Source organism: Propioniciclava sp. MC1595 (assembly GCF_017569205.1).
Taxonomy (GTDB): domain Bacteria; phylum Actinomycetota; class Actinomycetes; order Propionibacteriales; family Propionibacteriaceae; genus Propioniciclava.
Genome location: NZ_CP071870.1, coordinates 2,702,427 through 2,719,404, shown reverse-complemented (window position 1 = coordinate 2,719,404; position 16,978 = coordinate 2,702,427). Strand labels below are relative to the sequence as shown.

Here is a 16,978-nt window from a genome sequence, read left to right as displayed (position 1 = left end):
CGGTGCCAACGACCGCAGGGAGGCTTCGCATGCAACTGGGACTGATCGGGCTGGGCAAGATGGGCGGCAACATGCGGGAGCGCCTGCGCCGCGGCGGCCACACCGTGATCGGGTACGACACCAATCCCGAGATCTCCGACGCCAAGGACCAGGCCGACCTGGTCGCGCAGCTGACAGACAGCCCGCGCGTGGTCTGGGTGATGGTCCCCGCCGGCAAGGTGACCCACGCCGTGATCGGTGAGCTCGGTGACCGCCTGTCCGAGGGCGACATCATCATCGACGGCGGCAACAGCAAGTGGACCCACGACCAGAAGCATGCCGACCAGCTGGCCGAGAAGGGCATCCGCTTCATCGACTGCGGTGTCTCGGGCGGCGTGTGGGGCCTGGAGAACGGCTACGCGCTCATGTGCGGCGGCTCCGAGGACGCCGTGGCCGACGTCATGCCGATCTTCGAGACCCTCAAGCCCGAGGGCGAGTTCGGCTTCGTGCACGCGGGCGAGGTCGGCGCGGGCCACTTCGCCAAGATGGTCCACAACGGCATCGAGTACGGCCTCATGCAGGCCTACGCCGAGGGCTGGGAGCTGCTCGAGGCGTCCGACATCGTCACCCACGTGCCCGACGTGTTCGAGAGCTGGCGCGAGGGCACCGTCATCCGCTCGTGGCTGCTCGACCTCATGGTCCGCGCCATGGACGCCGACCCACACCTCGAGAAGATCGAGGGCTACGCCGCCGACTCCGGCGAGGGTCGCTGGACGGTGAACGCGGCCGTCGACCTGGGCGTCCCGGTGCCGACGATCTCGGCGGCCCTGTTCGCGCGCTTCGTCAGCCAGCAGGAGGACAGCCCGAGCATGAAGATGGTCGCGGCCATGCGCAACCAGTTCGGCGGCCACGCGGTGAAGTCGGGCGACGACGCGGACGCCGTGCCCCCGGCCCCGACGCAGGGTTCCACGCCCGGACAGGCCCAGGTCCAGCCGGGCGCCTGAGGCGAACGCCCGTCAGGATGTCGGCATGGCTCCCTGGTGGAGCCATGCCGTCGTCACGAGAAGGACTGGCGGTGCTCGAGGATGCCGATCGCCTGCATCAGGGCGAACATCGTCACCGGGCCGACGAAGACGAAGCCGTGCTTCTTCAGCGCCTTCGACAGGGCGAGCGACTCGGGTGACTCCGTGGCGTCCGCCCCCGCGGTGGGGTCGTCGGGGCGGAAGGACCAGACGAGGTCGCCCAGGTCGACCCCGGCGTCGGTCATCGCGGTCGTCGCCCGGGCGTTGGTGATGGCCGCCTCGATCTTGCGGCGGTTGCGGACGATGCCCGGATCGGCCAGCAGGCGCTCGACGTCGGCCGCGGTGTAGCGCGCGACGACCTCGGGGTCGAACCCGTCGAACGCCGCCCGGAACCCCGGTCGCTTGCGCAGCACCACGGCCCACGACAGGCCCGACTGGAAGCCCTCGAGCACGATGCGCTCGTAGACGCCCGGGGTGTCGCGCACCGGGAACCCCCACTCGGTGTCGAAGTAGTCGCTCATCAGGGCCGACGCCTCGGCCCACGCGGGTCTGTTCATACCCGGATGTTAGGCAGCCCGTGTCACGCCGCGCGGGGGAGGCGTGCTCCTGCTGCGGGCGCCCCCGCGGTGGGAGACTGGGGGTCGAGCCAAGGAGGGGCCATGAAAGCGGTGTCGCTGCTGCAGGTCATCTACTCGTTCTTCCTGGGGCTGGTGGTCGTCGGGCTGGTCGCCATCGGCATCAACACGTTCCACCCGCAGCCCCGCTGGCCCGAGATGGCGTGGGACAAGTACCCGGGCGCCGAGCCCACCGCCGAGCAGATCGCCCAGCAGGAGGCGGCGACCCGCGCCGCCCAGGCGGCCCAGGAAGCGTGGTCGCTGAACACCAGCATCATCCTGCTCGTCTGCGCGACCCTGATCCTGCTGGTGTCGCTGTGGCGCCCGGCACGGATGGCCGTGATCTCGAACGGCCTGCTGCTCGGTGGCATCTTCACGATGATCTACGCCGTGGGCCAGTCGCTGGCGAGCAGTTCGGGCCAGGTGACGCGCTTCTTCGTCGCGCTGGCGGCCCTGGTGGTCACGGTGGGCGTGGGATACCTCACGTTCATCCGCCGCTCGGCGGAGGCCGAGTCGCTCCCGACCGGCAGCGTGCCGGTGGAAGGGGCCGAGGCCGGTGAGCTGGGCGAGCGCGTGGCCGTGCTCGAACGGCGTCTCGAGGCGCTGGGGCGGGCGCTGCGCGAGTGACGTCACCCTCCGTTCACCCGGGCGTTGTTGGGTTGCGCGGGTGAACCAGCTCGCCCGCCGCCTGACCCTCGTCGACGCCGTCGTGATCGGCCTCGGCTCGATGGTCGGGGCCGGCGTCTTCGCCGTCTGGGCGCCCGCCGCGGCCGCGGCCGGGGGCGGCCTCTTCATCGGCCTGGCCCTCGCGGCCCTCGTGGCCTACTGCAACGCGACCTCCTCGGCCCAGCTCGCCGCCGCCTACCCCACCTCGGGGGGCACCTACGTGTACGGACGCGAGGTGCTCGGCGACTGGTGGGGCTTCCTCGCCGGGTGGGGGTTCGTGATCGGCAAGACCGCCTCGGCGGCGGCGATGGCGCTGACGTTCGCGGCCTACCTGGTGCCGTCGGGCTGGTGGCAGCGCCCCCTCGCGGCGCTCGCCATGCTGGTGCTGGTCGCGGTCAACTACCACGGGGTCACGCGCACGGCCGCGCTCACCCGCCTCATCGTCTCGGTCGTGCTGGTCGTGCTCGTCTGGGCGGTCGTCACGACCTGGCTGGCGTGGACGCCCGGGGTCTGGGACGGCGTGGTGCTGTTCGAAGCCGGTCCGTACGGCGTCCTGCAGTCGGCGGGCCTGCTGTTCTTCGCGTTCGCCGGATACGCGCGCATCGCCACGATGGGCGAGGAGGTCGTCGACCCCCGCCGGACCATCCCGCGCGCGATCCTGGTCGCGCTCGCCCTGGCCGTCGTCGTGTACGTGCTGGTCGGGGTCGGGGTGATCGGCGCGCTGGGGACCGGGGCGCTGGCGTCCAGCACCGCCCCGCTGGTGGACGCCGTCGGTGCCGGGGACGGCTCGTGGCAGACCTGGCTGGTGCGGGTGGGCGGCGCGGTCGCCTCGCTGGGGGCGCTGCTGGCGCTGGTCGCCGGTATCGGGCGCACCTCCCTGGCCATGGCCCGCAACGGCGACCTGCCGCGGCCGCTGGCGTCCGTGCACCCGCGCTACCAGGTGCCCCACGTGGCCGAGATCACGCTGGCCGTGGTCGTGTCCGTGCTGGTTCTCCTCGCCGACCTGCGCGGGGTGATCGGCTTCTCGAGCTTCGGCGTCCTGCTCTACTACTTCGTCGCGAACCTGGCGGCGTTCCGGCAGGACGACGGCCGGATGTTCCCGCGCTGGCTGCAGGCGCTCGGCATGGCCCTGTGCCTGCTGCTGGTGGTGACCCTGCCGTGTCAGTCGGTCGCCGTCGGCGTCGCGGTCTACGCGGTGGGCGTCGTGGGCCGGCTCGTCGCGCGGCGGTCGGCGGCGCGCAGCTGACCCCTGTACGCGACATGTGCTCCCTGCGACTGGGGCACGTGGCGCCAGGTACAGGGAGCACATGTGGGGGACGGGGCGTCAGCCCCGGTGCGTGTGCGTCGGGCCCTCGTCGGGGTCGGCCTCGTAGGCGCCCGGGCGGTCGACGATCAGGACCGCGCCCTCGGCGTCGCGGCGCATCTCGGCCGGGGCCAGCCAGCGGGCCAGGTGGTAGACGACGATGGTGACGATGGTGCCCAGGGCGATGCCGCCGAGGGAGAAGTCCTCGGACAGGACCAGCGACACGTTGCCGACGCCGATGATGATGCCGGCGGCGACCGGGACCAGGTTGAGCGGGTTGCCGAAGTCGACCCCGTTCTCCTTCCAGATCTTCGCGCCGAGCAGGCCGATCATGCCGTAGAGCACGACCGTGATGCCGCCGAGCACGCCACCGGGGGTGGCGGAGATGATCGCGCCGACCTTCGGCGAGAAGCCGAAGCCGATGGCGACCAGGGCGGCGACCACGTACGCGGCGGTCGAGTAGACGCGGGTGGCGGCCATGACGCCGATGTTCTCGGCGTAGGTGGTCGTCGGGCCGGCGCCCACGGCGGTGGCCAGCATCGAGGTGACGCCGTCGGCGCCGATCGCGCGCCCCATGTCCTGGTCGAGGTTGCCGCCGGTCATCTCGGCGACGGCCTTCACGTGGCCGGTGTTCTCGGCGATCAGCGCGATGGCGACGGGCAGGGCGACCAGGGCGAACGCCAGGTTGAAGGTGGGCAGGTGGAAGCCGACGACGTTGGTCGCGGTGGCGCCGAACTGCCAGTTGGCGAGGTCGGAGACCGGGGGTAGGCCGATCCACGGCGCCTTCTCGACCAGGGACCAGTCGACGCGCAGGTGGGGGCCGACGGTCCCGTCGGCCATCTGGGAGTTGATCGGGCCGAGCACGACGTCGAACACCCAGCTCACGATGTAGCCGATGATCAGCGAGAGGAAGATCGCGATGCGGCCGATGAACCCGCGGACGCCGACGCTCAGCACCACGACCACCAGCATGGTGATCAGGGCGACGCCCTGGTCCTGCGGCCAGTAGACGCCGGCCACGACGGGGGCGAGGTTGAACCCGATGAGCATGACGACGGCGCCGGTGACCACGGGCGGCAGCGCGCGGTGGATGACGCCGGCGCCCGCGAAGTGGATGATCACGCCCGCGATGAGCAGGGCCACACCGACCCAGAACATCGCGCCCGACACGTGGCTCGGGTTGCCGCCCGCGGCGTAGATCGCCGTCGCGACACCCACGAAGGACGCCGACGAGCCGAGGTAGGAGGGCACCCGGCCCTTCACGACCGCGAGGAAGATCAGCGTCGCGATGCCGGACATCATCACGGCGAGCTGGGGGTTGAGCCCCATCAGGATCGGGAACACGAACGTCGCGCCGAACATCGCGACCACGTGCTGGGCGCCGAGGCCGACGGTCTTGCCCCACGAGAGACGTTCGTCGGGGGCCACCACCGCCCCGGGCGTCAATGTGCCGTCACCGTGCAGCTTCCACAGGGCCATGGGCGGGAACCTCTCGCTGGGGGCCCGAACCGGCGTCCGGGCAAACGGCTGCACTGTACTGCGCGGTGCCCCCCTCGCGTCAGGAGGTCCAGCCGACGTCCTCCCAGTCGGTGGTCGCGTAGCCGGGTGCCCCGAGGTTCGCCAGGCCGTTGCGGACGGCGACGAACTGCGGCTCCTGGTACAGCGGGATCTCGACGACCTCCTGCCACGCCAGCCGGGCGAGCTGGCTGGCCTGGTCGGCGCGGCGCACCGGGTCGACCTCGCTGGCCACCCGGGCGACCAGCTCGGCGGCGGCGGGCACGGACGCCACGTCCTCGGGCAGCCGGGCCAGCGGGAACGCGTCGACCGGCACGGAGACGGGGGTGAGGTCCGCCTCCCCGGTGACGGCGCGCAGCCGGACGCCCACGGCGGCGAGCTGCCCCGCCAGCACCTCGAACTCGCCCTGGGCGAGGTCGTCGCCGATCGGCGTCCGGAATGTGAGAAGGAGGCGCTGCCCGTCCTTGGACCGGCTGCCCGGGCCCTCCACCCAGCCGGCCGCGTCCAGCGCCTCGGCGGCCCGGACGGGGTCGTTCGCGAGCCCGGTCGCCCGGGCCTGGTCGACGTACCCCGGCTGCGTCGGCAGCAGGAGGTTGCTCGACCACGTGCGGGGCGGCTCGTGCAGGTCGGCGAGGTCGCTCGCCCCCACCTCGGCGCGGTCGATCGCCATCAGGACCGCGCGCCGCAGGGCCGCGTCGGCGAGCAGCCCCGCGCGGGAGACGTGGAGGCTGCGCCCGTGGGTGCCCGGCGCGGTGCGCAGGGTGGTGTCGGCGGCGGCACGCGACTGCTGGAGGCGGTCGACGGAGGTGCCCGTCTCCCACACGTCGAGCTCGTTGTGCTGGAACGCTGCCGCGACCGCCTCGGCCTGGACGGTGCGGAACATGATGGTGTCGAGCTTGGGTCGGTCCCCCCACCAGAGCGGGTTCCGCTCCAGGGTGACGAGGCCCTGCGCCTGGTCGACGTGGGCGACCAGGAAGGGGGCGGCGTAGTGGGCGTCGCGGTGGGACGCCCAGGCGAACGCGTCGGCGGAGGCCACCGTCGACGCGCGCAGGGGCCCGGGGACCAGCGGCTGGGCCCAGTCGGGGTCGACCCCGGCGTAGGTGACCACGACCTCGTACGCGGACGCCCCGGCCCGGACGTCGGTCACGCGGTCCCACCCGAGCGGGCCGACGGGGGCGACGCCCTCGACCTGGCCCGTGGACGCCCGCCAGGTCGCCACCCAGTCCTCGGCCGTGAGGGGGGCGGCGTCGCCCCAGACCGCCTCGGGGTTGAGGGTCAGGGTCACGACGGTGTGCCCCTCGTGGGAGACGGCCACGTCGGTGACGAAGTCGGGGTTCGGGGTGGCCCGGCCCGCGGCGTCCAGCGCCAGGTGCTCGGGCGTCAACGGGTCGAGGACGCGGCGGGCGTCGGCGTCCGCGTCGGGGTGGCGCGGGTTCCACTGGGTCGGTAGCGCGGCCAGCGGGAAGCGGAGCAGGCCGCCGTCGCGGAGGCGCTCGCGCGGCTGGGGGTTGGTGTCCTGGACCGCGTCGGCGGCCACGGGTGCCGGCGTGCTGGTGCTGGGGAGCGGCTGCGAGCCGGTGCAGCCGACGAGGAGGGCGGCCGCGAGCACGGTGAGGCGCGCTCTCGGGCGCGGCCTGCTCACGGATGGTCCTCCTGCGGCTCGGGGGTGTCGATCAGGTTCGATCACCCTAGCCCCGGGGTGGTCGCGGCCCGGCGCCGATCAGGTCACGATTCAGTGCAGGAGGATCACGATTGCGTCACCGCGCGTCGCGCTCAGATCCACGAGCGCAGCGCCATGCGCGCGAGCCACTCGTCGTTGGTGATCAACTGGTAGCTCAGCACCGGGTAGAGCCAGGCGAAGCAGGCCACGACCATGCCCACGGCGAGGCCCGCGATGATGGCGCCGACGCGACGCCCGGGCCCGCGGGCCTGCCCGATCACCAGGCCGAGGGCCAGGGCGAGCCCGATCGTGGTGAACGGGATGATCGTGATGGCGTAGAAGAAGAACACCGGGCGGTCGGCCGAGGCGAACCAGGGCAGGTAGGTGGCCAGCGCGGCGAGCACCGGGACGCCGAAGCGCCAGTCGCGCCCGGCCAGCCACCAGATCAGGCCGAGCAGGAGCGCGGCGGCGGCCAGCCACCACAGCACCGGGTTGCCCATGCCCGTGACCACGCGGACGCAGGTGTCGGCCGAGACGCACCCGTCGGTGCCGTTCTCGATGCCGCTGGTCGCGTCGAGGCTGATGGGCCGCAGCATGAGCAGCCAGCCGGCGGGGTGGGCGTCGTAGGGGTGCGTCTGCTCCTTGATGTAGCCGCCGGTGTGGAAGTTGAAGATGTCCTGGTGGTACTTCAGCAGCGAGGCGAGGCCCTCGCCGAAGGCGCCCACCCACGGGTGGTCGGGGTTCTTCGAGCCCCAGTCGCGGCCCCAGCCGCCCGACGTCGACAGCCAGCCGGCCCACGAGGCGACGTAGACGACGAACGCCGTGACGACGATCGACACGAACGCCGGGATCCCCTCGCGCAGCAGCGCGGTCCAGGACCGGAACCCGGCCCCCGCGAGCCGGCGCGCGCCGACGTCCCACAGCACCGTGAGGACGCCGAACACGGCGACCACGTAGAGCGAGTTCCACTTCGTCGCGACGGCCAGGCCGAACAGGACGCCCGCCGTCCAGCGCCAGGGCCGCCACCAGAGCAGGGGACCGAAGCTGCCGCCCAGCGAGGTCAGCCCGCGCGCCTCCATCGCATCGGCGAGCCGGTGGCGGTGGTGGTCCCGGTCGGCGACGAGGGCGGCCACCCCGGCCACCAGGAAGGTGGCCTGGAAGATGTCGAGCAGCGCGATGCGACTCATCGTGAAGGCGAGGCCGTCGAAGGTGAGCATGATGCCGGCCATGGCGCCGACCATGAGCGAGCGCGACAGCCGGTGCGCCAGGCGGATCGTGGCGACCACCAGGAGGGCGCCGAACACCACCGCGGCGATGCGCCAGCCGAAGGGGTTCATGCCGAACGCCCACTCACCGGTCGCGATCAGCCACTTGCCGACCGGGGGATGGGCGATGAACGACCCCTTCGCCGTCAGGGCGGAGACGTCGCCGGCGGCCACCTGCGGGTTGACGACGTCGCCGCCGCCGACCCACTCGCCCTCGTAGCCGTGCTGCAGGAGCGACCACGCGTCCTTGGCGTAGTAGGTCTCGTCGAACATGATCCTGTCGGGCTGGTCGACCCCGACCAGGCGCACGGCGAAGGCCAGCAGCCCGATCACGAGCGTGACCGCCCAGCTCAGCGCCCAGTGCTCGCGGACGCCGTCGCGCAGCCGGTCGAGGGTGATGGGCACGGCGGTCGTCACCCGGCCATGGTAGCCACGCCATACTGGGCGGGTGACAGGAGTGCTCGTGCTGGCCGCCACGCCCATCGGCGACGTCGCCGACGCCAGCCCGGCCATGGTGGCGGCGCTGGTGGAGGCCGACGTCATCGCCGCCGAGGACACCCGACGCCTCCGCGACCTCTGCCGCCGGCTCGGCGTCGAGACCACGGCGCGGGTCGTGTCCTACTTCGACGGCAACGAGGCCTCCCGCGTCGGGGTGCTCATGGACGCCCTCCGCGCGGGTGAGCGGGTGGTCGTGGCCACCGACGCCGGGATGCCGTCGGTCTCCGACCCCGGCTTCCGCGTGGTGCAGGCCGCGATCGCCGAGGGGATCCGCGTCACCGCCGTCCCGGGGCCGTCGGCCGTGCTGACCGCCCTGGCCGTCTCGGGGCTGCCGACCGACCGGTTCTGCTTCGAGGGCTTCGTCTCCCGCAAGGCGGGCGAGCGCTCCCGGGCGCTGGCCGCCCTGGCCCGGGAGGAGCGCACGATGGTGTTCTTCGAGGCCCCCCACCGTCTGGCCGACTTCCTCGCCGACGCGCGCGACGCCCTCGGGGAGGAGCGCCCGGCCGCCGTCTGCCGCGAGCTCACCAAGACCTACGAGGAGGTCGTGCGCGGCACCCTCGCCGAGCTCGCCCAGTGGGCCACCGGCGAGGTGCGCGGTGAGATCACCGTCGTGGTGGCCGGCGCCACCGGCCCGGCGGGCAGCGTCGAGGACGCCGTCGCCGAGGTCCTCGCCCGGGTTGAGGCGGGCGAGCGGTTCAAGAGCGCGGTCGCCGAGGTGGCCTCGGCGTCCGGGCTGGCCAAGAACGAGCTGTACGAGGCGGCCCTGGCCGCCCGGAAGGAGCCCCGATGAGCGAGCCGGCCCCGGCCCCCGAGCCGCTGGGCACGCCCACCACCGACGCCCACACCCACCTCGGCACCACCGAGCGCAAGACCGGCCTGGCTGCCGCCGACGCGGTGGCGCGGGCCGCAGCCGTCGGCGTCCGGCGCCTGGTGGACGTCGGCTACGACGTGGCGAGCTCACAGGCGGCCGTGGCCGCGGCGGAGGCGTTCGCGGGGGTGGTCGCGACCGTGGCGATCCACCCGACGGACGCCGCCCAACTGGGCGACGACCTCGACGAGGCCCTGCGCGGCATCGAGGCCCTGCTCGGCACCACCGACCGGATCCGCGGGGTGGGGGAGACGGGCCTGGACTTCCACTGGATCGAGGACGAGGCGGGCCGCGCCCGGCAGCGCGACGCCTTCGCCGCGCACATCGGCTGGGCCAAGGAGCACGACCTGGCCCTGGTCATCCACGACCGGGACGCGCACGCCGAGGTCCTCGACGTGCTGGCCGCCGAGGGGTGGCCCGAGCGCGTCCAGATGCACTGCTTCTCCGGCGACGCCGACCACGCGCGGGCCTGCCTGGCGCACGGGGCGTGGCTGTCCTTCCCGGGCACGGTGACGTTCAAGGCCAACGAGGCGCTGCGCGAGGCGGCCCGGATCACCCCGCGCGACCGCATCCTCGCCGAGACCGACGCCCCCTACCTGACGCCGGTGCCGGTGCGGGGGCGTCCGAACGCCAGCTACCTGCTCCCGCACACGGTGCGGTTCCTCGCCGACCTGCGCGGTGAGGACGTGGACGACCTCGCGGCCGTCCTCGACGCCAACGCGACTGCCCTGTTCGGCGACTGGGGAGGGACCCATGGCTGACGCGCTCCTCGACCCGCGCACGATCCGCGAGCTCGCGGCCGAACTCGACCTTCGGCCCACCAAGCAGCGCGGGCAGAACTTCGTGCACGACGCCAACACGGTGCGCCGCATCGTGGCGGCGTCCGGGATCACGCCCGACGACGTCGTGCTCGAGATCGGGCCCGGCCTGGGCTCGCTGACCCTGGGGCTGCTCGAGCGGGCCGCGCACGTCCACGTCGTCGAGATCGAGTCGAGCCTGGCCCGGCGGCTGCCCCGCACGGTCGCCGAGCGCCTGCCCGCGGCGTCCGAACGGCTGACGGTCACCGAGGCCGATGCGCTCGACGTCACGGACCTGCCCGGCCCGCAGCCGACCGCGGTGGTGGCGAACCTGCCCTACAACGTGAGCGTGCCGGTGCTGCTGCACGTGCTCGCGCGGTGGGACTCGATCCGCACCGGGCTGGTCATGGTGCAGCTCGAGGTCGCCGACCGGCTCGTCGCGCCGCCGGGCAGCAAGGTCTACGGCGTGCCGAGCGTGAAGCTCGCCTGGTACGCGGACGCCGCGCGCGTCGGGACCGTGCCCCCCAAGGTCTTCTGGCCGGTGCCCAACGTGGACTCCGGGCTGGTGCGGATGACCCGGCGCGAACCGCCGGCGACCACCGCCACGCGGCAGCAGGTGTTCGCCGTCGTCGACGCGGCCTTCGCCCAGCGGCGCAAGATGCTGCGCGGCGCGCTGGCCGGGCTGTTCGGCTCGTCCGCGGCGGCGTCCGAGGCCCTCGAGGCGGCCGGCGTCGACCCGCAGGCGCGCGGCGAGGTCATCGACGTGGCGGCCTTCGCACGCATCGCCGAGCAGCTGGACCGGGCCCGGGCCTGAGCCCCGGGTGCGAGCCTTTCGCGCGCGGCGTCCGGCTGGTAGACAGGGGCGCATGAGCGCGAGCCAGGCGATGACGGACCAGGTCCGGGTGCGGGCACCCGGGAAGGTCAACCTCGCCCTGCGCGTGGGCGCCGTGCGGGAGGTCGGCTACCACCCCCTCGCGACCGTGTTCCAGGCCCTGTCGATCTTCGACGAGCTCGGTGCCCACCCGGCCGCGCCGGGGCGGTACGGCATCCGGATCGCCGGCGACCAAGCCCACCTCGTGCCGGCCGACGACTCCAACCTCGCGGTGCGGGCGGCCCGGCTGCTGGCCGACCGGCACGGCGGCGAGGCGCGCTACGGCGTCGACCTGCGGATCCGCAAGACGATCCCCGTCACGGGCGGCATGGCCGGCGGGTCGGCGAACGCGGCGGCGGCGCTGGTCGCCTGCGCGGCGCTGTGGGGCATCGACATCAACCCCGACGAGATGCGCGAGCTCGGCGCCGAACTGGGCGCCGACGTGCCGTTCTGCCTGCTCGGCTCGACCGCGCTGGGCCACGGCCGCGGCGACGACCTCGTGCCGGTGCTGAGCCGCGGGGGCTACCACTGGGTGCTCGCGCTTCCCGATGTCGAGCTGTCGACCCCGGCGGTGTTCCGGCGCTTCGACGAGATGAACCCCGACGCCGACCCGGCCCCGCCGCCGGTCCCGCCCGGCCTGCTCGAGGGGCTCGCCTCCGGGGACGTCCGCCGCGTGGCGGAGAACCTCGTCAACGACCTGGAACCCGCCGCCGTCTCCCTGCGTCCGCACCTGGCCGAACTGCTGGACGCCGGCCGTGACGCCGGTGCTCTGGCCGGGATCGTGTCGGGCTCGGGCCCCACGTGCGCCTTCCTGGCCGCGAACGAGGACTCCGCCGTGCGGCTGGCCGGGGTGCTGTCCGGCCTCGGGCTGTGCCGCCAGGTGCGCCGCGCCTCGGGGCCGGTGCCGGGGGCGCGCCAGGTCGCCTGAGCGGGCTCAGATCTCGAAGCCGCCCGCCTCGGGGGGCGCCTCGACCACGCGGAGGCTCGGCTGCGGGTGGAGCCGCTGCATGCCGTGCCAGGTCAGGTTCACCAGGTGGGCGGCGACCTGCGGCTTGGTCAGCGTCGTCTCCTCGCGGGACTCCACCCACCACTGGCCGGCCAGCGCGACCAGCCCGACCAGCATCTGCGAGTACAGGGGGGCGGTGCCCGGGTCGAAGCCGCGGCGCTGGAACTGCGCGGCCAGCAGGCCTTCGACCCGGCTGGCGATGCTGGACAGGATCGTCTGGAAGGTGCCGCCCTGCGAGTAGGGCGAGGAGTCGCGGCTGATGATGCGGAACCCGTCCGGCTCCTCCTCGATGTAGTCGAGCAGGGCCAGCGTGCCGAGCTCGATCAGCGAGCGCGGGTCGGTGTGGGGCCGGCTGATCGCGGCGTAGATCGCGTCGTGCAGACGGCGCACCTCGCGGTCGACGACGACGTCGTAGAGGCCCTCCTTGCCGCCGAAGTGCTCGTACACCACCGGCTTGCTGACCTCGGCGCGGGCGGCGATCTCCTCCACGCTCGTGCCGTCGAGCCCCTTGTCGGCGAAGAGCCCGCGGGCGACCTCGATCAGCTGCTCGCGGCGCTCGGCGCGCGTCATCCGCACGCGCCCGCGGCGGGCACGCGCGGTGGAGGTGTTGGCGGAGGTCACCGACCCAGTCTCTCGCGTGCGGGCGAAACGCGCCAATGGGCCGGCCGGCGTCCCGTGGCCTAGACTGGGCAGCCGGACGCCCACGGCGTCCGAACCCCGGTTGGTCTGTCGGCAGGGCCCGCCTGACTTTGAATCAGGACTAGCGACGAAGGTTCGACTCCTTCCCGGGGTGCTGCACGTCGACGGTGCTGGAGGGGGACGCATGGCCGGGACGCGGGCGCTGCTCGTCCCGCGCCTGGGGCCGAGCGACCACGCCGGTGTCCGCTACCTGCAGCGCCCGGTCGAGCGCCTGCTCCGCCCGCTGCTCGGCCTGCCCGGCGGCCGGTCCGCCTGGCCGGTCGGCCTCACGCCCGTCCCCTGACGGGTCACGCGGGGTGGGGTGACTCTCGCTAGGATGACGGGCGTTGCACCAACCCATCAGGAGAGCGGGCGATGAGCGATCAGGCACAGGGGCGTGGCGTGGCGGGGGTGGTCGTGCTCGCGGCCGGCGCCGGCACACGGATGAAGTCGAAGACGTCCAAGCTCCTCCACCAGGTCGCCGGGCGCTCTATGCTGAGCCACGCGATCAGCGCAGCCGACGCGCTCACCCCGCAGAACCTGGTCGTGGTCGTCGGCCACCAGCGGGAACAGGTCGAGGAGCACCTCACCGAGATCGCGCCCCACGTCGTCACGGCGGTGCAGGAGAGCCAGAACGGCACGGGGGACGCCGTGCGCTGCGGCCTGGCCCCGCTCGCCGACGTGCGGGGTGAGGTCGTCGTGACCTACGGCGACGTCCCCCTGCTGACGGGGGAGACCCTCCTCGAACTCGTCGAGACCCACCGCCGCCACGGCGACGCCGTCACGCTCCTGACGGCCGTGCTCGACGACCCCACCGGCTACGGCCGCATCGTCCGCGACGACGACGGCGACCAGGTCGCCGCGATCGTCGAGCAGAAGGACTGCACCCCCGAGCAGGCCGGGATCGCCGAGATCAACGCGGGCATCTACGTCTTCGACGCCGACGTCCTGCGCGAGGGGCTGGCGTCCCTCACCACCGACAACGCGCAGGGCGAGCTCTACCTGACCGACGTCGTGAAGTTCGCCCGCGGGCGCGGCCTCAGCGTGCACTCCATGGTGCTTGCGGACCGCTGGCAGACCGAGGGCGTCAACGACCGCGTCCAGCTGGCCATCCTGAACAAGGAGTACAACCGCCGCCTCGTCGAGAAGTGGCAGCGGGCCGGCGTCACGATCGTCGACCCCGACACCACCTGGCTGCACGACACCGTTGACCTCGGGTCCGACGTGACGATCCTGCCGGGCACCAGCCTCGAGGGGGCGACCTCGGTGGCCAGCGGCGCCACGATCGGCCCCGACACGACCCTGCTCGACGTGGAGGTCGGCGCCGACGCCACGGTGGTGCGCAGCCACGTGGTCCTTGCGACGATCGGGGCCGGGGCGTCCGTCGGCCCGTACGCCTACCTGCGGCCGGGCACCGAGCTGGGCGCCGGCGGCAAGATCGGCACCTTCGTCGAGACCAAGAACGCCCAATTCGGGCCGGGGGCCAAGGCGTCCCACCTCTCCTACGTCGGGGACGCCGAGGTGGGCGAGGGCACCACCATCGGGGCGGGCGTCATCGTCGCCAACTACGACGGGGTCGCCAAGCACCGCACGGTGGTCGGCCGGGAGAGCTTCGTCGGGTCGAACTCGGTGCTCGTGGCCCCGGTCACGGTCGGCGACGGCGCGTATGTTGCCGCCGGTTCCGCGCTCACGGACGCGGTGGGGCCGGGTGAACTGGCCATCGCCCGGGGACGGCAGCGTAATATCCCGGGCTGGGTGGCGTCGCGACGAGCCGGGACGAAGACTCACCAGGCCGCGACAGACGCGAGCGAGAACAACGAAGGGACGCACCTGCCGTGACGGGGATCAAGCGCCAGTCGGAGAAGCACCTCATCCTCGCCTCGGGGCGCGCGTTCCCCGAGCTCGCCGAAGAGGTGGCGTCGCTCATCGGGGTCGAACTGGTGCCCACGCGAGCCCTCACGTACGCGAACTCCGAGATCTACGTGCGCTTCGAGGAGTCGGTGCGCGGCGCGGACGCCTTCGTGCTGCAGTCCCACTGCGCGCCCGTCAACGAGTGGCTGATGGAGCAGCTGATCATGGTGGACGCCCTCAAGCGCGCCTCCGCCAAGCGGATCACCGTCGTCTCGCCGTTCTACCCCTACGGTCGCCAGGACAAGAAGCACGCCGGCCGCGAGCCGATCTCGGCCCGCCTGATCGCCGACCTGTACAAGACCGCCGGCGCCGACCGCCTGATGTCGATCGACCTGCACGCCTCCCAGATCCAGGGCTTCTTCGACGGCCCCGTCGACCACCTCATCGGCCTGCCGGTGCTGCTGGAGTACATCCAGGAGAAGTACCCGCTCGAGAACCTCACGGTCGTGTCGCCGGACGCCGGCCGCGTGCGCCTCGCCGACGCGTGGACCGACAAGCTCGGCGCCCCACTGGCGATCATCCACAAGCGCCGCGACCCGAACAAGGCCAACGAGGTGGCCGTGGGCGAGGTCGTCGGTGACGTCGAGGGCCGGGTCTGCCTGCTGGTCGACGACATGATCGACACGGCGGGCACGATCTGCGCGGCGGCCCAGACGCTGAAGGACCACGGAGCGGCCAAGGTCATCGCCGCCGCCACCCACCCGATCCTGTCGGGCCCGGCCGCCAAGCGGCTCAACGAGTCGGCGTTCGAGGAGATCATCGTCACCAACACCCTGCCGATCAGCGACGACCTCAACATCCCGAAGCTGACCGTGCTGTCGATCGCCCCGCTGATCGCCGAGGCGATCCGGCAGATCTTCGAGGACGGCTCGGTCACCAGCCTCTTCGACGGCGCGCACCTGTAGCCGGCCCGGGCGGAAGCCTGCGACGAGGTACGCGTGTCCGGTCGATTCGGCCGGACGCCGAGGCGTCCGGTAAGGTGGTCGGGTTGCTTGGCGAGGGGCCGTGAGCCCGTGATCGACGAGTGTGAGTGTGACTCCCTTGCCCAGCCCGACACCAAATGCAAGGTTGAGGAGAACCACATGTCGTCCAACGAGATCAAGCTCGCCGCCGACTCGCGCACCGAGTTCGGCAAGGGTGCCTCGCGCCGCCTGCGCCGCGAGGGCAAGGTCCCCGCGGTCATCTACGGCCACGGCACCGACCCCGTCCACATCGCCCTCCCGGGCCACGAGTCGCTGCTCGCGCTGCGCGCCGCCAACGCCCTGCTGTCGATCACGATCGACGGCGGCAAGGCCCAGCTCGCCCTGCCCAAGCAGGTGCAGCGCGACCCGCTCAAGGGCTTCCTCGAGCACGTCGACCTGCTCATCGTGAGGAAGGGCGAGAAGGTCACCGTCGAGGTGCCGCTCGTCATCCTCGGTGAGGTCAAGGAGGGCATCGTGACGATGGACCAGCAGACCATCACCCTCGAGGCCGAGGCCACCAACATCCCCGCGCAGATCGAGATCGAGGTCTCGGCGCTCGAGGTCGGCCAGCAGATCACCGCCGGCGACCTGAACCTGCCCGAGGGTGCGGTCTTCCCGGGCGAGCCCGAGGACCTGATCCTCTCCGTCGCCGCCCCGATCACGGAGGAGGCCCTGGAGGCGTCCCTCGAGGGCGACGCCGGCGAGGCCCCCGCCGAGGAAGCCGCCGAGGACGAGGCGGAGTAGTCCACCTTGGCTGCATGGCTCGTGGTCGGGCTCGGGAACCCGGGCCCGACCTACGCGTCCACGCGGCACAACGTCGGCTTCATGGTCGCCGACGAGTTGGCCGCGCGGGCGCGCACCCCGTTCACGGCACCGCGCGGGATGCGTGGTGACGTGTGCGAGACGCGCGTGGCCGCGTCCGGCTTCGGCGGCGTGGGCGCCGACGCGCAACGCGTCGTGCTGCTCAAGCCGCGCACCTTCATGAACGAGTCGGGCGCCGCCGTGGCCAAGGCGTGCGCCTTCTTCAAGATCGACCCCGACCACGTCGTGGCGGTCCACGACGAGCTCGACCTCGACTTCGGCCAGCTGCGGCTGAAGTTCGGCGGCGGCGACAACGGCCACAACGGGCTGCGCTCGATGCGCTCCCACCTGGGCACGGGAGACTTCTTCCGGGCCCGCTTCGGCATCGGCCGCCCGCCCGGCCGCCAGGACGCCGCCGACTTCGTGCTGCGCCCCATCCCGGCGTCCCTCCGCGAGGACTACGCCGTCGAGATCTCCCGTGTCGCCGACGCGGTCGAGGCGCTGCTGGTCGAGGGCCTGACCTCGGCGCAGAACCGCTTCAACTCCTGAGGCTCGCGGCCGC

17 protein-coding genes and 1 tRNA gene are annotated in these 16,978 nt (G+C 72.9%); 13 read left to right on the top strand and 5 right to left on the bottom strand.

What is annotated here, in order from left to right; all coding sequences use genetic code 11:
- Nucleotides 1-29: 29 nt before the first annotated feature.
- A complete protein-coding gene (gene gnd / locus J4N02_RS13140) occupies nt 30-983 on the top strand; it encodes a phosphogluconate dehydrogenase (NAD(+)-dependent, decarboxylating) (RefSeq protein WP_188332966.1) in 954 nt (317 codons plus the stop codon).
- A 53-nt stretch (nt 984-1,036) separates the two neighbouring features.
- Here the strand turns inward: gnd and J4N02_RS13135 are convergent, their stop codons facing one another.
- Nucleotides 1,037-1,558, bottom strand: a complete 522-nt coding sequence (locus J4N02_RS13135; protein WP_188332965.1) for a DNA-3-methyladenine glycosylase I — start codon at nt 1,556-1,558, stop codon at nt 1,037-1,039.
- A 102-nt stretch (nt 1,559-1,660) separates the two neighbouring features.
- Between J4N02_RS13135 and J4N02_RS13130 the strand changes: the two genes are divergently transcribed.
- Entirely contained in the window at nt 1,661-2,242 is a 582-nt protein-coding gene (locus J4N02_RS13130; protein ID WP_182815323.1) for a hypothetical protein, read from the top strand.
- Nucleotides 2,243-2,282: 40 nt separating this feature from the next.
- A complete protein-coding gene (locus J4N02_RS13125) occupies nt 2,283-3,527 on the top strand; it encodes an APC family permease (protein ID WP_243760804.1) in 1,245 nt (414 codons plus the stop codon).
- Nucleotides 3,528-3,605: 78 nt separating this feature from the next.
- Here J4N02_RS13125 and J4N02_RS13120 read toward each other — a convergent pair whose 3' ends face one another.
- The 3 genes from J4N02_RS13120 to J4N02_RS13110 all read right to left on the bottom strand — a co-directional run bounded on the left by J4N02_RS13120 (nt 3,606) and on the right by J4N02_RS13110 (nt 8,507).
- The gene (locus J4N02_RS13120) at nt 3,606-5,063 is read right to left on the bottom strand and encodes a uracil-xanthine permease family protein (protein WP_188332964.1); all 1,458 of its coding nucleotides are present in this window, start codon (nt 5,061-5,063) and stop codon (nt 3,606-3,608) included.
- 79 nt (nt 5,064-5,142) lie between these two features.
- Complete coding sequence (locus J4N02_RS13115) at nt 5,143-6,741, bottom strand: ABC transporter substrate-binding protein (protein WP_188332963.1); 1,599 nt, start codon at nt 6,739-6,741, stop codon at nt 5,143-5,145.
- A gap of 131 nt (nt 6,742-6,872) precedes the next feature.
- A complete protein-coding gene (locus J4N02_RS13110; RefSeq protein ID WP_188333016.1) occupies nt 6,873-8,507 on the bottom strand; it encodes a dolichyl-phosphate-mannose--protein mannosyltransferase in 1,635 nt (544 codons plus the stop codon).
- Between J4N02_RS13110 and rsmI the strand changes: the two genes are divergently transcribed.
- Genes rsmI through J4N02_RS13090 form a run of 4 tightly spaced genes read left to right on the top strand, consistent with a single transcriptional unit; the run spans nt 8,473 to nt 11,986 of the window.
- Nucleotides 8,473-9,312 carry a 16S rRNA (cytidine(1402)-2'-O)-methyltransferase gene (gene rsmI / locus J4N02_RS13105; RefSeq protein ID WP_188332962.1) on the top strand — a complete coding sequence of 280 codons (840 nt, stop codon included), beginning with the start codon at nt 8,473-8,475 and terminating at the stop codon, nt 9,310-9,312. The genes J4N02_RS13110 and rsmI overlap by 35 nt on opposite strands.
- On the top strand, nt 9,309-10,151 hold the full coding sequence (locus J4N02_RS13100) for a TatD family hydrolase (RefSeq protein ID WP_188332961.1): 843 nt from the start codon (nt 9,309-9,311) through the stop codon (nt 10,149-10,151). The genes rsmI and J4N02_RS13100 overlap by 4 nt, the downstream gene beginning before the upstream one ends.
- Nucleotides 10,144-11,001, top strand: a complete 858-nt coding sequence (rsmA, locus tag J4N02_RS13095; RefSeq protein ID WP_188332960.1) for a 16S rRNA (adenine(1518)-N(6)/adenine(1519)-N(6))-dimethyltransferase RsmA — start codon at nt 10,144-10,146, stop codon at nt 10,999-11,001. The genes J4N02_RS13100 and rsmA overlap by 8 nt, the downstream gene beginning before the upstream one ends.
- A 52-nt stretch (nt 11,002-11,053) precedes the next feature.
- Complete coding sequence (locus J4N02_RS13090; RefSeq protein ID WP_188332959.1) at nt 11,054-11,986, top strand: 4-(cytidine 5'-diphospho)-2-C-methyl-D-erythritol kinase; 933 nt, start codon at nt 11,054-11,056, stop codon at nt 11,984-11,986.
- Nucleotides 11,987-11,992: 6 nt separating this feature from the next.
- Here J4N02_RS13090 and J4N02_RS13085 read toward each other — a convergent pair whose 3' ends face one another.
- The gene (locus J4N02_RS13085) at nt 11,993-12,634 is read right to left on the bottom strand and encodes a TetR/AcrR family transcriptional regulator (RefSeq protein ID WP_182815568.1); all 642 of its coding nucleotides are present in this window, start codon (nt 12,632-12,634) and stop codon (nt 11,993-11,995) included.
- Between the two features lie 144 nt (nt 12,635-12,778).
- On the opposite strand from J4N02_RS13085, the gene J4N02_RS13080 reads away from it, so the two are divergent.
- From J4N02_RS13080 to pth, 6 genes are all read left to right on the top strand, one after another.
- A tRNA-Gln gene (locus J4N02_RS13080) sits at nt 12,779-12,857 on the top strand.
- A 30-nt stretch (nt 12,858-12,887) separates the two neighbouring features.
- On the top strand, nt 12,888-13,046 hold the full coding sequence (locus tag J4N02_RS13075) for a hypothetical protein (RefSeq protein ID WP_188332958.1): 159 nt from the start codon (nt 12,888-12,890) through the stop codon (nt 13,044-13,046).
- Nucleotides 13,047-13,117: 71 nt separating this feature from the next.
- Nucleotides 13,118-14,581 (top strand): bifunctional UDP-N-acetylglucosamine diphosphorylase/glucosamine-1-phosphate N-acetyltransferase GlmU, encoded by a 1,464-nt coding sequence (gene glmU / locus J4N02_RS13070; protein ID WP_188332957.1) that lies wholly within the window; start codon nt 13,118-13,120, stop codon nt 14,579-14,581.
- Nucleotides 14,578-15,558: a ribose-phosphate diphosphokinase gene (locus J4N02_RS13065; protein ID WP_182815339.1), complete on the top strand. Its 981-nt coding sequence runs from the start codon at nt 14,578-14,580 to the stop codon at nt 15,556-15,558. Before glmU ends, J4N02_RS13065 begins: the two co-directional genes overlap by 4 nt.
- Before the next feature lie 177 nt (nt 15,559-15,735).
- Nucleotides 15,736-16,359 carry a 50S ribosomal protein L25/general stress protein Ctc gene (locus tag J4N02_RS13060; RefSeq protein WP_188332956.1) on the top strand — a complete coding sequence of 208 codons (624 nt, stop codon included), beginning with the start codon at nt 15,736-15,738 and terminating at the stop codon, nt 16,357-16,359.
- Between the two features lie 6 nt (nt 16,360-16,365).
- Complete coding sequence (pth, locus tag J4N02_RS13055) at nt 16,366-16,965, top strand: aminoacyl-tRNA hydrolase (RefSeq protein ID WP_188332955.1); 600 nt, start codon at nt 16,366-16,368, stop codon at nt 16,963-16,965.
- Nucleotides 16,966-16,978: the final 13 nt, after the last annotated feature.

What these genes read in the sequence shown, in the direction of transcription:
- gnd (WP_188332966.1), top strand. Translation starts at nt 30, where the DNA reads ATGCAACTGGGACTGATCGGGCTGGGCAAGATGGGCGGCAACATGCGG.
- J4N02_RS13135 (WP_188332965.1), bottom strand. Translation starts at nt 1,558, where the DNA reads ATGAACAGACCCGCGTGGGCCGAGGCGTCGGCCCTGATGAGCGACTAC.
- J4N02_RS13130 (WP_182815323.1), top strand. Translation starts at nt 1,661, where the DNA reads ATGAAAGCGGTGTCGCTGCTGCAGGTCATCTACTCGTTCTTCCTGGGG.
- J4N02_RS13120 (WP_188332964.1), bottom strand. Translation starts at nt 5,063, where the DNA reads ATGGCCCTGTGGAAGCTGCACGGTGACGGCACATTGACGCCCGGGGCG.
- J4N02_RS13110 (WP_188333016.1), bottom strand. Translation starts at nt 8,507, where the DNA reads ATGGGCGTGGCGGCCAGCACGAGCACTCCTGTCACCCGCCCAGTATGG.
- J4N02_RS13100 (WP_188332961.1), top strand. Translation starts at nt 9,309, where the DNA reads ATGAGCGAGCCGGCCCCGGCCCCCGAGCCGCTGGGCACGCCCACCACC.
- rsmA (WP_188332960.1), top strand. Translation starts at nt 10,144, where the DNA reads ATGGCTGACGCGCTCCTCGACCCGCGCACGATCCGCGAGCTCGCGGCC.
- J4N02_RS13090 (WP_188332959.1), top strand. Translation starts at nt 11,054, where the DNA reads ATGAGCGCGAGCCAGGCGATGACGGACCAGGTCCGGGTGCGGGCACCC.
- J4N02_RS13085 (WP_182815568.1), bottom strand. Translation starts at nt 12,634, where the DNA reads ATGACGCGCGCCGAGCGCCGCGAGCAGCTGATCGAGGTCGCCCGCGGG.
- J4N02_RS13075 (WP_188332958.1), top strand. Translation starts at nt 12,888, where the DNA reads ATGGCCGGGACGCGGGCGCTGCTCGTCCCGCGCCTGGGGCCGAGCGAC.
- glmU (WP_188332957.1), top strand. Translation starts at nt 13,118, where the DNA reads ATGAGCGATCAGGCACAGGGGCGTGGCGTGGCGGGGGTGGTCGTGCTC.
- J4N02_RS13060 (WP_188332956.1), top strand. Translation starts at nt 15,736, where the DNA reads ATGTCGTCCAACGAGATCAAGCTCGCCGCCGACTCGCGCACCGAGTTC.